Below are 14,510 nucleotides of genomic sequence, written 5' to 3' on the forward strand. Positions count from 1 at the left end.
ATGAATAAAAATGAACTGAACAAATACGGCACGCTGCTGAGTCTCTACCTGGCACAGTCGATCCCGATGAGTTTTTTCTCGACGGTGATCCCTGTGATCATGCGCATGGAAAACTATTCGCTGGAGTCGATCGGTTATATCCAGCTGATAAAACTTCCATGGATTTTAAAACTGCTTTGGGCCCCGTTGGTGGATTTCACCAGCAAAACCAAAGCGCAATACCGGCGTTGGATTTTAGCTTCCGAAGTGTTTTATGCAATGGTGATTGTGAGCATCGGCTCGCTAAACCTGGCCACCGATTTTATAGCCATTGTGGTGCTGATGGTGATTGCATTTACCGCTTCGGCAACACAGGATATTGCCACCGACGCTTTTGCCATTCTTGTACTGAAAAAGGAGGAACGCAGCCTGGGAAACAGCATGCAATCGGCCGGAAGCTTTATAGGAACCATGGTGGGAAGCGGCGTACTGCTGATTATCTACCACTACTGGGGCTGGAAAATGCTGCTACACTCGCTTGGCGCTTTTGTGTTGCTGGCACTTATACCGGTTACCCTCTACAAAGTGCGAAAAGACCTCGAGACCAAAGGTCCTTCCAAAAAGGTTTCACCTTTCGATTTTGCCTACTTCTTTAAACAAAAGAAAATAGGCGGCCACGTATTACTGCTGTTCCTGTTTTATTCAGGAATTATCGGAATACTAACCATGGTAAAACCTTACTTTGTTGACCTGGGTTACGATGTAAAGAAAATTGGCGTTATTTCGGGCATTTTCGGAACGGCCTGCGGTGTGGCCATGACCATTCCTGCCGGAATGTTTCTCCGCCGCCGGGGAATTGTGCGATCAGTCTGGTATTTTCCGGTCATGAACCTGATCGTGGCGCTTTACTTTTTTGGTTTAACTTTTACCAACCATCATTTGTTACTGATGTATATCGGAGTTGCATTGCTTTGGGGAACTTATGCAATGGCGTCGGTATTTGTTTATACCATGAGTATGCAGGTGGTACGCAAGGGGCGTGAAGGAACCGACTTCACCATCCAAATCGTTATCACCCATCTTAGTAGTTTGGTAATTGCAATAATGAGCGGAAAAATAGCGGATGCAATCGGCTATCGCGGATTATTTGGCATTGAGATTGCATTGTGTGTGATCCTTTTGCTGCTTTTACCGTTTATATTCAATGTATCGTTCTACGAGCGCGAAGAGGAATAGCGCCGTAAACAAATTTTATTTTTAAATTTCAGATTATGCAGATCGATCAAAGACTTATTCAAAAATACAATACACCGGTACCAAGGTACACCAGTTACCCGCCGGCCAACTTTTTCACACCCGATTTTACCGCCGATGACTACATCCGGATACTGGAACGTTCGAATACCGAAAATCCACAGAATATTTCGATTTATATTCACATTCCGTTCTGTCCGAAAATATGTTATTACTGTGGCTGTAATACCCATTTAACAAAGGATCAGGATAAAATGCGGCGCTATGTCGATGCCGTAAAGAAAGAAATCCTGATGGTAAAAAATTACCTCGATCCGAACCGAAAAGTTTCGCAGGTACACTGGGGAGGCGGAACACCCAATTCGTTGCCCGTGGGAATGATTGATGAAATCATGCAGGTTATTCACGACAATTTCACTTTTATCGACAAAGCGGAAATTGCGATGGAATGCCATCCCGCCATGCTCGACGAAGCGTTTATTGAACGGCTGGTGGCCATGAAATTCAACCGGTTCAGTCTGGGAATTCAGGATTTTGATCAAAAAGTGCTGGACAATGTTAACCGCGACGGCTCGATTATTCCGGTAGAAGAACTGGTGGCTATGATCCGGAAACACCCCAACACAGGTATTAACCTCGATTTTATCTATGGACTACCTTATCAGGATGTGGATTCGTTTGCCAAAACCATCGAAAGAGCTATTGAAATCTCGCCCGATCGTTTGGTAACGTTTTCGTATGCACATGTTCCGTGGGTACGCAAGGCACAAAAAATACTTGAAGCCAAAGGCCTTCCATCGGCAACTAAAAAGCTCGACATGTTCGAAAAAGGCTATCAACTGCTTACCCAAAATGGTTATGCAGCCATCGGACTGGATCACTACGCCAAACCCGACGATGAACTGGCCATTGCATTCAACAGCAAAAAACTACACCGTAATTTCCAGGGTTACTGTACCCGCGAAACTACGGGCCAGGTATATGCTTTCGGAGCCACCGGAATCAGCCAGCTCGAAAGCGCTTATGCACAGAATATAAAAGACACCAACACTTATGTTGATCAGATCAACCAGGGAAAATTCACCGTTGAAAAAGGGTATGAACTCAGTCAGCGGGAAAAAATAATCCGCCATGTGATCAACGAAGTGATGTGTAATTACTATATTTCATGGAAAGATGCAGAACAGGTTTTTGGCATCGGCGTAGATGAAATCAAAAAGGCAATCAGCTATGAGGAAGAATCATTGGGAGCATTTGCTGAAGAAGGATTGCTGGTTTTTAACACCGATGAAATTACGGTGCTTGACCGCGGAAAGTTTTTTGTAAGAAACATTGCCGCCAACCTCGATCCCATCTTAAAAAATGCGACACAAAAATTCTCAAGAGCCCTGTAACGTGAATAAAGAAGATGTTAAAATTGCCATTATCGGCGCCGGATTAACCGGATTAACCACCGCTTTTTACCTCAAAAAGAACGGTGTAAAATTTCATGTTTTTGAAAAAGATAATCGCCCCGGAGGAGTGATCCGAACCAACCAAGAGGATGGTTTTATATTTGAATCGGGTCCGAACACCGGTGCATTGGGGCAACCCGAAGCTGCCGAACTTTTTGAAGACCTGAAAGACGATTGCACACTTGAAGTCGCCAACGAGGCAGCAAAAGCACGCTGGATCTGGCTAAACGGAAAATGGGAAGCCATTCCTTCGGGTTTGATCGGCGGTATTGCCACTCCCCTGTTTACCTTTGGCGACAAGCTTCGCATATTGGGTGAGCCTTTCCGAAAACCCGGCACCAATCCCGATGAAACCGTTGCCGAAATGGTCCGCCGACGCATGGGGAAAAGCTTCCTCAGAAATGCTGTCGATCCGTTTTTATCGGGTGTTTATGCCGGCGATCCGGAAAAACTGATCACCCGTTTTGCACTGCCCAAACTTTACAACCTTGAACATAAGTACGGCAGTTTTATTGGCGGCACCATCAAAAAAGCCAAAGAGCCCAAAACCGAAAGAGAGAAGAAAGCCACAAAAGCTGTTTTTTCGGCAGAAGGTGGCCTCGAAAACCTGGTGAAAGCCCTTGTAAAAAATATTGGCGACGAGAACATCAGCCTCAGTTGCAAAAACCTTGAAGTAAAAAAACTGGATGACAACAATTCCTACCAACTGGGTGAAGAAACGTTTACCCATGTAATTTCTACGGTTGGCGCGTATGGATTACAACACCTGTTTCCTTTTCTTCCGGCTGAAAAAGTAGGCGAAATCAACCAGATGAAATATGCGAAAGTAACGCAGGTTTCACTGGGATTCAAAAACTGGAAAGGCTTACCGATCAAATCGTTTGGAGGACTGGTACCATCGGCTGAAAAGCGACAGGTACTGGGTATCTTGTTCCTGTCCTCGTTTTTGAAATACCGTGCTCCCGAGGGCGGTGCCATGCTGTCGGTGTTTATGGGTGGCATCCGAAAACCCGAGTTGTTTGAATTGAACGACGAAGAACTTTTGAAAATCGTTGAACAGGAAGTCACTGAAATGATGGGACTTCAAACCTTCGATCCAGATATATGCCGCATTTTCCGTTACGAACATGCTATTCCGCAATACAGTTTTGAAAGCGAACAGAAACTGGCTGCCATTTCAGCGCTCGAAAAAGAATTCCCGGGTGTGATTTTGGCCGGAAACATTCGCGACGGAATTGGAATGGCCGACCGTATTAAACAAGGCCGCATTATTGCTGATCATTTCTCAACCATTTGATATGAATAAGTCGAACACAGCTGTTTTACTGGTCAATATAGGTAGTCCGGATGCTCCAACCAAGCCGGCAGTACGTCGTTATCTTACTCAATTTCTGAATGATAAACGAGTAATTGATATTCCGTGGCTGGCACGAAAAATACTTGTGAATCTGATCATTATCCCCTTCAGGGTAAAAAAATCGACTCAACTTTACCTGCGGCTATGGACCAAAAAAGGTTCACCTCTTATTTATCTTTCAAAAGAACTGCAGGAAAAATTACAGCATAAACTGGGCGAAAAAGCCGATGTTTTTGTGGGGATGCGGTACGGAAATCCCGGTTATAAGCAGGCGCTTCTTCAAATTCAGAAAGAAGGATATAAAAAGCTGATCGTTTTGCCGCTTTTCCCGCAACATGCACTTTCTACAACCGAGACTGCCTTTGTAGCGGTTGAAGAGTATGTGAAAAAGAAAAAAATTGATGTTGAAATTATCCGTATCGGGCAATTCTTCCGAAATCCGGGATTTATCAAAGCTTTTGCCGAGCAGGCCGAAAAATACGATCCGAAAAGTTACGATTTTGTACTTTTCTCGTACCACGGGCTACCCAACCGTCAGGATGAAAAGAGCCAACCCGACGACCAGCCGGCCGGAGAAGTTTATGCCTACAGCCGCGCCTGTTGCGAAACAACCCAGTTAATTGCCAAGGAAATGGGTTTGAAAGACGATGAGTACACCATTGGATTTCAATCGCGGCTTTCGAAAAACTGGCTGACTCCGTTTTCGGATGATGTGCTCGACCGCAAACTAAAGGAAGGTAAAAAGAAAATTCTGGTACTGGCACCGGCTTTTGTAACCGATTGCCTGGAAACCATTGTTGAGATCGACCACGATTACAACCGCGAATTCAGGCAGAAAGGCGGAGAAAGAGTAAAACTGGTCGAAAGTTTAAACACCGAGGATCGCTGGGTGGATACCTTGTGTGAACTGATTGAAGAAAAACTCAATTAAGGGATGAGTGATTTCCTGAACATTCTTCCGTCAGATTTATATCCCGAAGAGCTTTGGATACGTGTTTTGTTAACCTGTCTTGTTACTTTTGTGGTTAATCTTCCGTTTGGATATATGCGTGGAAAGTTCAGGAAACTCTCCTTCTGGTGGTTTTTCTTTATTCACCTCCCGGTTCCACTGATCATTCTTATCCGGAAATTCTTTGGCCTGTCGCTAACCTGGGGTTTGGCTCCGTTTCTGATCGGAAGTTTCTTTCTGGGGCAATTCGTCGGACGAAAAATTTACGCCAAATATCCGCTGAAAAGTTCAAAAAAACCGGATTAAAAACCGAAACGGCTATTTCACTACCACCGTTTTTACATTGGTAAATTCTTTTATTCCCTGCGACGAAAGTTCTCGGCCAAAACCACTGGTTTTTATTCCGCCAAAAGGTAAGCGCGGATCAGACTTCACAAAATCGTTTACAAAACAGGCCCCCGCTTCCAAACGCATTTCAGCGATGTTTTCGCCTTTTGAAGTGTTGGCGGTGAAAATGGCTGCCCCCAATCCAAATTCGGTGTCATTTGCCACTTTAATCGCCTCCTGAAGGTCTTTTACTTTTATTACTGCAGCCACCGGTCCAAAAAGCTCTTCTTCGTAGGCCGGCATTCCGGGTTTTACATTTTCCAGAATTGTGGGTGGATAGAAAGCCCCTTTTATACGCGGAATTTCTCCCCCGATGATCACTTCAGCGCCTTTTTCGACCGAAGCTACTACCTGCTGATGCAATTCATCGCGCAGATCGGTTCTTGCCAAAGGACCAATGGTTGTATCTTCATCAAAAGGATCGCCAAACACGGCAGCGCTCATTTCGTGGGTAAACAACTCCAGAAAATGGGCATACACTTTTTCTTCCACGATAAAACGCTTGGCGCCGATACAACTTTGTCCGGCATTTATCAGCCTTCCGGAAGCACATTTTTTTGCGGCACGTTCCATATCGGCGTCTTCCATAATAATGTAGGGATCACTCCCTCCCAGCTCCAGCACACATTTTTTGAGTTCCGATCCGGCTATGGCAGCCACGCTTTTTCCGGCAGGCGTACTCCCGGTTAAACTCACTGCTTTTATTGCTTTATGACGGATAACTTTCTCAACCTTCTTACTGTCAATCAACAGAGAGCGAAAAACGTTCTCAGGGAATCCGGCTTCACGAAACAGGTCTTCGATGGCAATTGCACAACCCGGCACGTTACTGGCATGTTTCAATACCGCTGTGTTGCCGGCCATCAGTGAGGGTACCGCAAAACGAAATACCTGCCAAAACGGAAAATTCCAGGGCATAATTCCAAAAATCGTCCCCAGGGGATGATACGAAACATATGATCTGGAAGCCTCTGTCCGAATGGGCTCGTTTTCCAGAAAGCTTTCGGCATTTGCCGCATAATAATCACAAACCCAGGCACACTTTTCAATCTCGGCAATTCCTTCACGTTTTACCTTCCCCATTTCAAGCGCCATCAGAAAAGCCAGTTCGTCCTTTTTCGACTTTAATAATCCCGACAAATTCTGCATCAACTGGCCCCGAAACATAAAAGAGGTGCTCTTCCAGTGCTGCCAGCTTTTATCTACGGCATTGATTATTTTCTCTGTTCCTTCGTTGGTGTGCGCTTCGTATGATTTAACCACTTCTCCCGTGGTTGGGTTGATCGATTGTAACATGGCTAAAATTTGTGTTGTAACTTTTAAAAGTACAAAATATGGTCAAAAAACAGGACTGCTGCACCCATTTATTTGACATAGTCTTTCCCAAGAATGACCCGCATAGTAGTTCCGTTCAAAAAATATTCGTAATACGAACCTTCTTCCTCCTTATCGTCGCGAATAATTCTTCCTTTTTTGTTCTTTTTCAAATCATACATTCGGTTTACAACGCCAACCACTTCTCCCTTCTGGTTGACAATGGGCGCCCCAACGAAATTGCTGTAAAAAATATAGTCTTCCACTTTCAGCCGAATATCCGGCTCCGAATATTTTTCATTCATTGGCGTTTCAACGATTCCGCTAACCATCTTCAGATTATGGTCGTTGTCATATCCCACTACAAACAGGCTGTCTTTATTTCGAATACGGTTAACATTGGGTTCAAGGGGAATGATGTTCTCATTTTTCTCTTTTATTGAAAAGGAAAGAAAGGGAGCCGAATACAAAAAAATGAACGATTTCTTTTCGATTCGCTGTTTCATAAACAGGCTATCAAGCAATACAAATTGAGAAGGGTCGTCGGAAACAAACATTTTCCACGATTTCAGTTCCGTGCGGAAAGAATCAACCGGAATAATGTCTCCCCAACTGTAAGTGGTACCGGTAAGATCGCGCGCGGTAATGGCAATTACATCCTTGTGGTAATTGATCAGAAAACCCGAGCCCCAGGTCAGATCGTTGTACTTTTTGAAACTGGCCTCGTTGTGCAAAACAATCTTTTTCCAGGGCATGTACAGCAGAGGATCGCCAATGTATTGACCGTTAACATTTCCAACGGCAAGCAGAAAAAGAAATATCGTCTGAAATATCGTTTTCATCGCTTAAAATTCTATGAGATTAAAGGTGAAAATTAATCACTGATTTGCAAAAAACAGTTCCATAAAAAAAAGCGGCTGTTGGGCCGCTTCTTCGGTATTTTTAGTCTACAATCCTGATTTCGATTTCCATCTCCATGGCCTTTCGGTACACAGCCGTTACCCCACAATACTTCTCTTCCGACAACTTCACCGCTTTTTCCAGTTTTTCCAGAGGTAAATCCTTTCCTTTAAACTGGTAAACCACTTTCATTTTGGAGTAATGTTTAGGATGTTCATCGGTAACATCGGCTTCAACAATTACATTGAAAGCTTCCACATCCACTTTCATTTTTTTCAGAATCATGATTACGTCAACACCGGTACAACCCGCTAAAGCCGTAAGCATCAATTTCTTCGGACGCGGTCCCAGATCGCTCCCACCAGCTTCCTCGGTGGCATCCACTATCACTTTGTGCCCGTCCATGTCGGCTTCGAAAGCGAGCTTGTCCGTCCACGCCATATCGACAATATGCTTCATAACATCCTAATTTTAAAATACTTTTAAGTTACTTTTGCAACAAATATACAACATAGAGTTATGTATATAAATAGTTTTTAGGATAAAGCAGATAATTGTATTTTTATCCCCTATTAGAATGAGCCGTAAAATAATTTATTTTAAGAACCTGAAATGAGAAGCGCAATTAAAAGGCCGTCAGAAGCAGAATCGGATTTGAGTGGATTTCAGTTGTTTAAAAAACTGACAGAAGATGAGTTCAATCGTTTAAACTTCGAAAAAACGTGTTCGATTTACAAAAAAGGAACCATCATTTACCGCGAAGGAAGCAGGCTAACCGGATTTTTCTGTGTTACCCGCGGAATCATCAAAATCTATAAAACCGGTATCGACGGAAAGGAACAGATCATTCGTTTTGCCAAAAAAGGTGAAATCATTGCGTATCGTTCGTTGCTGAGCCAGGAACTGGCCTGTACAACGGCAAAAGTAATCGACGAAGCAGCGCTTTGTCACATTCCTTATCAAACTTTGTTGTACCTGATCCAAAGCAACTGGCAGTTTTCGCATCACATGTTACAGATTGCCTGCCGCGAATTGCGCGAAGCCAACGATTACATTACCGATATTGCGCAGAAAACCGTACGTGAGCGTTTAGCTGAAGTACTCTTGCTCCTGAAGGAAAATTTTGACCTCGACAATCAAAATACGCTTCAAATTTCGCTTACCCGCGAGGAGCTGGCCAATATGGTAGGAACGGCAACTGAATCGGTAATCAGGCTGCTATCAGAATTCAAAAGCGATAAAATTATCGAGCTGCAGGGCCGAAAGATCAAGTTTCTTGATATCGCCTCGCTTACAAGAGTGGCTAATCTTTAAAAACGATACCTACAGAAACCGGCCGCAAGCCGGTTTTTTGTTACCCGTAAACTTAACTTCAAACTAACCAATAATGGAATTTCAAACGCTTGAAAATCTAACGATTAATGAATTAACTAAGCTGTTCAACCGTGCTTTCGAAGAGTATTTTGTACCAATAAATCTTACTCCTGAGATACTCTCAGAGAAAATGATGTCGGAAGATGTTTTGCCTGATCATTCGATGGGAATGTTTACCGGCGGAAGACCGGTAGGCTTTATGCTGCATGCCATCCGTAAAGTAAATAACCAAACAGTTGCATACAACGCAGCCACGGGTGTTTTGAAAGCATTCAGAGGGCAAAAAGCTACTTTAAAAATGTACGAACAGCTTATTCCTTTACTTCGGGATAAAAAGGTTGCTGAAATTGAGCTGGAAGTCATCAGCGAAAATATTCCCGCCATAAAATCATACACGGCAGCGGGTTTTAAAAAGGTAGCCACCCTGGAATGTTTTAAAGGAAAACCCATTTCAGCCTTAATCAATCACGATGTTGAAATTCGTGAGATCGTTCGTCCCGATTTCAGCACATTGGATACTTTCAGGACTTGGGAGCCTTCCTGGCAAAATGCTTCGGCTACCCTCCAAAAACTCGACAGCGTTACGGTTTACGGTGCCTATTTACAAGGCGAACTGGCAGGTTTTCTGGCAGGAAATTTACCAAAAGCCAGAATTTTGCAATTTGCAGTGGCTCCAAAGTTCAGACGACAGAAAATAGGAAGCACTTTATTCCGTTATTTTTATGATAAAACCGGAAACGAAATCAACACCAACAATATTGACGATCCAGGCAGGGAAACGCAGGTATTTCTTGAAAAAATCGGTATGAAACACTTCCTTTCCCAATACAAAATGAAACTGAATTTAAACGCATTATACCATGAGATTTCTGGGAATAAAAATGGATAAACGCACCTTTATCCGGTGGAAAATTTATATCGATCGTGCGCGGATGTACATCAATTACACCAGCTTTTTAATGATCGCTTTTATGTTTTTGAATGATTTAAAAGACGAGACGATTCGCACTTTTCTGGATGAAAACAAATGGATAACGTACCCGGTAATGATGGTCGCTTTTGTTGTTTTCTCCCTGATTCTGGGAAGAATTGATACCAAACTGGGATTACGAAAAGAGGAAATGCGCAATGCTGCCGTTGAAAACCCGGTAACCATGGAGATGCTGGAAAACCTGAGGGAAATAAAGGCAAAACTAAACGAACGCTAACGATTAGCGAACAATCCAGTCTTCGGGATTCATTTTCTGGCTTTCGTGCCAGATCTGAAACTTGAGGATCGTTTTATTGTCGTCGTTATAATCGGTGAAAACCGTTCCGATCACTTGCTTGGTCGTTACTTTATCGCCTTTTTTAACCACTACTTCACGTAAATTCGAGTAAACCGAAAGATAACTCCCGTGCCGGATAATAACGGCTGTATTTCCGCCTGAAATGCCAAATACGCGGGTTACTTCGCCGTTAAAAACCGCCCGTACTTTAGAACCGGCTTCGGTGGCAATATTTACACCGTTGTTTCGCACCTGTACATTGGTAAGCACCGGGTGCTGATGAATCCCAAAGTGTTCCACAATTATTCCTCTTTCAACCGGCCAGGGCAGGCGCAGTTTGTTTTGTTCGAAGTTATCGCCTATCAGTTTCTGCTCGGGCGTGAGCGCAAAACCGGAGACTCCTGCATCCCTTCCTTTTTTTGCTTCTTCTTCGATAATACGCTGAATCTCGCGTTCGAGCTGTTCTTCTATTTTGCGTTGTTCTTGCAGCCGCTTTTCCAGGCTTCGCTTCTGATCTTTTAGTTGTTGCAGTTCCTGGTTTTGCTGGCCCTGTTCTTTCGAAAGTTGTTGGCGTTCCTGTTGTGTCTGCCCCACCAGTTGCTGTTTTGCCGCTTTTCGTTCTTCCAGTTTTTTAATGCTTTCGTTGAGCACTTCCTGAACAGAACTGATCGTTTCCACCTGGTTCTGACGATAGTCAGAATAACGGCGGGTATAGAGCAGCCGACGGTAAGCCTGATTAAAATTATCAGCCGATAACATAAACAAAAGCACATCTCCGCTATGTCGGTTTTTATAGGCCAGCCTGATCATCTCTGCATACTCGTCCTTTAGCTTTTTAAGGTCGTCGCCCAGCAAATCGATGGAAATAATGTTATTGGAAATAAACTCGTCGTATAAGCGAATTTCTCCGTTAATGGCCGCTATCAGATTGTTCCGCTGACGTATTTTACTGTTGAGCAGATTTAATTTTGTGAGTGAAGATTTCTCGTTTTTTTGGGCCTCCTGAAGTAAACGCGTTGTATATTCTATTTCTTTGGCAGCATTTTCCTTTTGCTTTTGCAGCTCAGAAATAGATTGCGAAAAGCCAAGGAAGGGAACCAGAAAAATAAAGCATGTGAATACGAAATACCTCATTCCAAAATCGTTTTCACGAATGTAAATGAATCGAGCTTAATTTACACGGATTTCCTCGTATTTTTCAGGAATCTTGATGCTAAAGGAAGTAATCTCTTCAGTAGAAAAACCACTCATTTTTAACTTCACAGTAATTTCTTCCACCTCCGACTGAAAACTCATATCAATCGCTCCCGGATACTCTTTTCCATCCACATCCGTAAATTCATCAAACGTCATACGTACATTTCGATTGTTTGTTTTGTCGAAAATTTCAAGTTTACGGAGCGAATAATGCATCGGATCAAAAAACATCCGTTGCAGAATGAGCGCTTCCACATCGAGTCGTTTTAAGCGCCGGTCGAGTTTCTGCGGCTTCTTATTTTCCATTTTGAAAATTTTCCGGTTCTTCTCCGACTGAAGGACGTACATGCCTGAATCCACAAAGGAATCAAAGGTTTTATAATCATCACGCGGATCGTCGCGATACGAGAAAACATTGTTGGAAATGATGTTTTGAATGGTGGCAAAATTGATGTCCATATTCAAAAAATCGCTGATAAACGAATAGTCGTCCATAAAATAATTGTGATCGATGTAATTCACATATTTCACACTGTCGGGGGTAAGCAACACCCTTCCAACCGGAATATTGAGTTTACTGATCGCAATCAATATTTGCTCGTTTTTTTGAGCTTTCAGATTAATGCGAAACGACGATTTATTTTCAGAACTGGAATACTGACAGTTGATGCGTTTAATTGTAAGGTATTCAAAATCAAAAGCATTGTCTTCAATATTCTTCAAAAGTTTATTGGTGCTCATCGGTTTAACAGCGGTGCGTTTGATTTCGCGCGGCGCTTTACAGCCACTCACCCAAATCAAAAGCAGAACAAATCCTAAAACCGGAAATCGAAACAAGGAACCCTTTTGCATTTTCTATTCTTCAAAATATTTCTGTTCCTTTATTTTTCGCAGCAACACTTCAGAATCTCCCCCGAAGTTTTTGGCTTTTTCCCAATACGATTGGGCTTCGTCCAGTTTTTTCAGCATAAAAAGGATATCGCCATAATGTTCGAGCAAAGTCGGATTATCTTCTCCCCCGTTTTTCAGGGCCGATTCCATGTAAAACTTAGCCAGTGTATATTCACCTTTTTTGAACAAAACCCAGGCGTGCGTATCGAGATAAGTCGAATTATCGGGGAAACGCTCAACTACCTTGCCGCTCATGCGTTCTGCCTTGTCAAGTTCTCTCCCTTCAACCGACAAATAATACGCGTAGTTATTCAGCAACAGGTAATTCTCCGGATCGAGTTCCAATGCTTTATCAAACAACCTGTACGCCTCGTCTTTTTTGTTGAGTTTGTAAAGTGCATCTCCTTTTAACATCTGAAAATTGGCTTTCAACTGCGGATTCTGAATTACAAAATCAATTCCTTCGTCGGTTATTGAAATCGTCTCATCGTATTTTTCGAGCTGAATACAAGCAATGGCGTGGAAAAAATATCCCTGGGGCTGATTAGGAAACAACTCCATGATCTCTTTGGTGTGCCCGTACAGGCTGTTCCAGTCTTGTAAATCGTTGTCGATAAACATTACCCGTTCCCAAAGCATATAATCGTTTCGCTCAATATCGAGCGATTTTAACAGTTCAACCCTGGCTTCCGGCAGTTTTTCCTTTTTCAGCAAACTCTCGGCATAAATGGTATGTACAAGCGCATCGTCGCCATTTTTATCGAGCAGAATTCCAATCAGTTCGTTTTGTTGTTCTTCCGAAAGTTTGGTCTCGCTGTTATCATTGGTCAGCATCATAAACAGCTGAAGCTTGGTCTGCACTTCCACGGCTTCACTTTCAAATCCTTTTTTGGTTTCGGCAAACGATTTCAGGGCATCCCCTTTTTCGAGGTAATAATTGGCCAGCGAGAAATGTACAAAACCATTTTGAGGATCCATCTCCTCGATTTTTTTGTAGTATTTCAATGCATTTTCATCGTCGCCCTGACTGTGGTATAAATCGGCCAGTAAACCGTAATATTTGGCTTCGTCGGGATTGTAGTCAATTAGTTTTTGAATTTCAGCAAAGGCCTGATCAATTTTGCCCTGCGAAACAAAAATCTGTTGTTTGGCCACCGAAATCTGTTCGTTTACCCCGGTTTCCTTTTCCATTTTATTGTAAGCAGCAACCGCCTCGTCGTAGCGTTGTGCACTGGCCAGCAAAGCCGCATTCATATAAACGTACTCCAGATTTTCGGGTTCTTTTTTTACCAATTCGGCATACAAATCGGCTGCTTCCGAAAACTTCCGCGTTTGCTGATAAACCTGCGCCAGCAAAAGTTTGTACCATTTGTTGCCGGGATTCAGCGAAATCGCTTTCTCGAGCAACAAAGAAGAACTGGTAAAGTCGTTGTTAACCGCATGAATATTGGCCAATTCGAACATGGCTGCCGACGAATTCGGATCAATTTCCAAACAGCTCGACAACAATTGAATGGCTTTCTGCGGATTTCCAAACATTTTTTGTTTCAACGCCTCCACAAAAAGGTATTCAAATTGCTTCTGCTTTTCTTCCGCCAAATCATCAACGGGTTTATTTACGGCCGCTTTGACTACCTCCTGCTCTGTAACCTTTTTGGGTCCTGAACAGGAAATAAAAGATGCCATCAGCAAGGCAGCCCCTAATCCTTGTACTATTCTTTTTTTCATTCTAATTTTTCCCGGTATGACCAAAGCCACCGGCTCCTCTTTCTGTTTCCTCCAACACTTCCACCAAATCCCATTCCACGGTTTCGTGGCTGGCAATTACCATCTGGCAAATTCTTTCTCCGTTCTCAATAACAAAATCTTCCTGCGACAAGTTGATCAGAATGACGCCTATTTCACCGCGATAATCCGCATCGATGGTTCCGGGAGTGTTTAGCACCGTTATTCCCTTTTTTAAAGCCAGCCCGCTGCGTGGGCGAACCTGTGCCTCGTAACCCACCGGAAGTTCAATGAACAAACCTGTTGGGACCAAAGCCCTTTGCAAAGGTTTTAAGGTTACCGGTACATCGAGATTTGCGCGTAAATCCATTCCGGCAGAAAGTTTTGTACTGTAAGCCGGCAGCTCATTCTTCGATTTATTGACAATTTTTACTTGCATGCAATCTGATTTTCAAAAGAAC

At 43.2% G+C, this 14,510-nt stretch carries 15 protein-coding genes; 8 read left to right on the plus strand and 7 right to left on the minus strand.

The features are described 5' to 3' along the window. From MR764_RS18405 to MR764_RS18425, 5 genes are read left to right on the plus strand one after another with little or no spacing between them, the layout of a single operon-like run. Positions 1-1,215, plus strand: a complete 1,215-nt coding sequence (locus tag MR764_RS18405) for an MFS transporter (protein ID WP_247980923.1) — start codon at positions 1-3, stop codon at positions 1,213-1,215. 35 nt (positions 1,216-1,250) lie between these two features. Then, entirely contained in the window at positions 1,251-2,627 is a 1,377-nt protein-coding gene (gene hemN / locus MR764_RS18410) for an oxygen-independent coproporphyrinogen III oxidase (protein ID WP_247980924.1), read from the plus strand. Continuing rightward, the gene (hemG, locus tag MR764_RS18415) at positions 2,596-3,984 is read left to right on the plus strand and encodes a protoporphyrinogen oxidase (protein ID WP_247980925.1); all 1,389 of its coding nucleotides are present in this window, start codon (positions 2,596-2,598) and stop codon (positions 3,982-3,984) included. Before hemN ends, hemG begins: the two co-directional genes overlap by 32 nt. Before the next feature lies 1 nt (position 3,985). Further along, complete coding sequence (hemH, locus tag MR764_RS18420) at positions 3,986-4,975, plus strand: ferrochelatase (RefSeq protein ID WP_247980926.1); 990 nt, start codon at positions 3,986-3,988, stop codon at positions 4,973-4,975. A 3-nt stretch (positions 4,976-4,978) separates the two neighbouring features. Then, positions 4,979-5,299: a hypothetical protein gene (locus MR764_RS18425; protein ID WP_247980927.1), complete on the plus strand. Its 321-nt coding sequence runs from the start codon at positions 4,979-4,981 to the stop codon at positions 5,297-5,299. A gap of 12 nt (positions 5,300-5,311) precedes the next feature. On the opposite strand, the gene MR764_RS18430 is transcribed toward MR764_RS18425, so the two are convergent. From MR764_RS18430 to MR764_RS18440, 3 genes are all read right to left on the minus strand, one after another. After that, positions 5,312-6,676: an NAD-dependent succinate-semialdehyde dehydrogenase gene (locus MR764_RS18430; RefSeq protein WP_247980928.1), complete on the minus strand. Its 1,365-nt coding sequence runs from the start codon at positions 6,674-6,676 to the stop codon at positions 5,312-5,314. 68 nt (positions 6,677-6,744) lie between these two features. Beyond that, the gene (locus MR764_RS18435) at positions 6,745-7,536 is read right to left on the minus strand and encodes a PRC-barrel domain-containing protein (protein WP_247980929.1); all 792 of its coding nucleotides are present in this window, start codon (positions 7,534-7,536) and stop codon (positions 6,745-6,747) included. A gap of 100 nt (positions 7,537-7,636) precedes the next feature. After that, complete coding sequence (locus tag MR764_RS18440) at positions 7,637-8,053, minus strand: OsmC family protein (RefSeq protein WP_247980930.1); 417 nt, start codon at positions 8,051-8,053, stop codon at positions 7,637-7,639. A 153-nt stretch (positions 8,054-8,206) separates the two neighbouring features. Here MR764_RS18440 and MR764_RS18445 point away from each other — a divergent pair, with 153 nt between their 5' ends. From MR764_RS18445 to MR764_RS18455, 3 genes are all read left to right on the plus strand, one after another. Next, positions 8,207-8,908, plus strand: coding sequence for a Crp/Fnr family transcriptional regulator (locus MR764_RS18445; RefSeq protein ID WP_247980931.1), 702 nt, complete (start codon positions 8,207-8,209; stop codon positions 8,906-8,908). A 73-nt stretch (positions 8,909-8,981) separates the two neighbouring features. After that, entirely contained in the window at positions 8,982-9,857 is an 876-nt protein-coding gene (locus MR764_RS18450; protein WP_247980932.1) for a GNAT family N-acetyltransferase, read from the plus strand. Further along, positions 9,829-10,176 (plus strand): hypothetical protein, encoded by a 348-nt coding sequence (locus MR764_RS18455; protein WP_247980933.1) that lies wholly within the window; start codon positions 9,829-9,831, stop codon positions 10,174-10,176. Before MR764_RS18450 ends, MR764_RS18455 begins: the two co-directional genes overlap by 29 nt. 3 nt (positions 10,177-10,179) lie before the next feature. On the opposite strand, the gene MR764_RS18460 is transcribed toward MR764_RS18455, so the two are convergent. From MR764_RS18460 to dut, 4 genes are read right to left on the minus strand one after another with little or no spacing between them, the layout of a single operon-like run. Beyond that, positions 10,180-11,370 (minus strand): peptidoglycan DD-metalloendopeptidase family protein, encoded by a 1,191-nt coding sequence (locus tag MR764_RS18460; protein ID WP_247980934.1) that lies wholly within the window; start codon positions 11,368-11,370, stop codon positions 10,180-10,182. A gap of 36 nt (positions 11,371-11,406) precedes the next feature. Then, on the minus strand, positions 11,407-12,285 hold the full coding sequence (locus MR764_RS18465) for a DUF4292 domain-containing protein (protein WP_247980935.1): 879 nt from the start codon (positions 12,283-12,285) through the stop codon (positions 11,407-11,409). 3 nt (positions 12,286-12,288) lie between these two features. Beyond that, entirely contained in the window at positions 12,289-14,052 is a 1,764-nt protein-coding gene (locus MR764_RS18470) for a tetratricopeptide repeat protein (protein WP_247980936.1), read from the minus strand. 1 nt (position 14,053) lies between these two features. Next, positions 14,054-14,488, minus strand: coding sequence for a dUTP diphosphatase (gene dut, locus MR764_RS18475; RefSeq protein WP_247980937.1), 435 nt, complete (start codon positions 14,486-14,488; stop codon positions 14,054-14,056). Positions 14,489-14,510: the final 22 nt, after the last annotated feature.

The organism is Maribellus sp. YY47 (assembly GCF_023111095.1).
Taxonomy (GTDB): domain Bacteria; phylum Bacteroidota; class Bacteroidia; order Bacteroidales; family Prolixibacteraceae; genus Draconibacterium.

Excerpts from the sequence above, each read along its gene's own strand:
- MR764_RS18450 (WP_247980932.1), top strand. The coding sequence starts at position 8,982 with ATGGAATTTCAAACGCTTGAAAATCTAACGATTAATGAATTAACTAAG.
- MR764_RS18435 (WP_247980929.1), bottom strand. The coding sequence starts at position 7,536 with ATGAAAACGATATTTCAGACGATATTTCTTTTTCTGCTTGCCGTTGGA.
- MR764_RS18470 (WP_247980936.1), bottom strand. The coding sequence starts at position 14,052 with ATGAAAAAAAGAATAGTACAAGGATTAGGGGCTGCCTTGCTGATGGCA.
- MR764_RS18445 (WP_247980931.1), top strand. The coding sequence starts at position 8,207 with ATGAGAAGCGCAATTAAAAGGCCGTCAGAAGCAGAATCGGATTTGAGT.
- dut (WP_247980937.1), bottom strand. The coding sequence starts at position 14,488 with ATGCAAGTAAAAATTGTCAATAAATCGAAGAATGAGCTGCCGGCTTAC.
- MR764_RS18425 (WP_247980927.1), top strand. The coding sequence starts at position 4,979 with ATGAGTGATTTCCTGAACATTCTTCCGTCAGATTTATATCCCGAAGAG.
- hemG (WP_247980925.1), top strand. The coding sequence starts at position 2,596 with ATGCGACACAAAAATTCTCAAGAGCCCTGTAACGTGAATAAAGAAGAT.
- MR764_RS18460 (WP_247980934.1), bottom strand. The coding sequence starts at position 11,370 with ATGAGGTATTTCGTATTCACATGCTTTATTTTTCTGGTTCCCTTCCTT.
- MR764_RS18455 (WP_247980933.1), top strand. The coding sequence starts at position 9,829 with ATGAGATTTCTGGGAATAAAAATGGATAAACGCACCTTTATCCGGTGG.
- MR764_RS18440 (WP_247980930.1), bottom strand. The coding sequence starts at position 8,053 with ATGAAGCATATTGTCGATATGGCGTGGACGGACAAGCTCGCTTTCGAA.
- MR764_RS18465 (WP_247980935.1), bottom strand. The coding sequence starts at position 12,285 with ATGCAAAAGGGTTCCTTGTTTCGATTTCCGGTTTTAGGATTTGTTCTG.
- hemN (WP_247980924.1), top strand. The coding sequence starts at position 1,251 with ATGCAGATCGATCAAAGACTTATTCAAAAATACAATACACCGGTACCA.
- MR764_RS18405 (WP_247980923.1), top strand. The coding sequence starts at position 1 with ATGAATAAAAATGAACTGAACAAATACGGCACGCTGCTGAGTCTCTAC.
- MR764_RS18430 (WP_247980928.1), bottom strand. The coding sequence starts at position 6,676 with ATGTTACAATCGATCAACCCAACCACGGGAGAAGTGGTTAAATCATAC.
- hemH (WP_247980926.1), top strand. The coding sequence starts at position 3,986 with ATGAATAAGTCGAACACAGCTGTTTTACTGGTCAATATAGGTAGTCCG.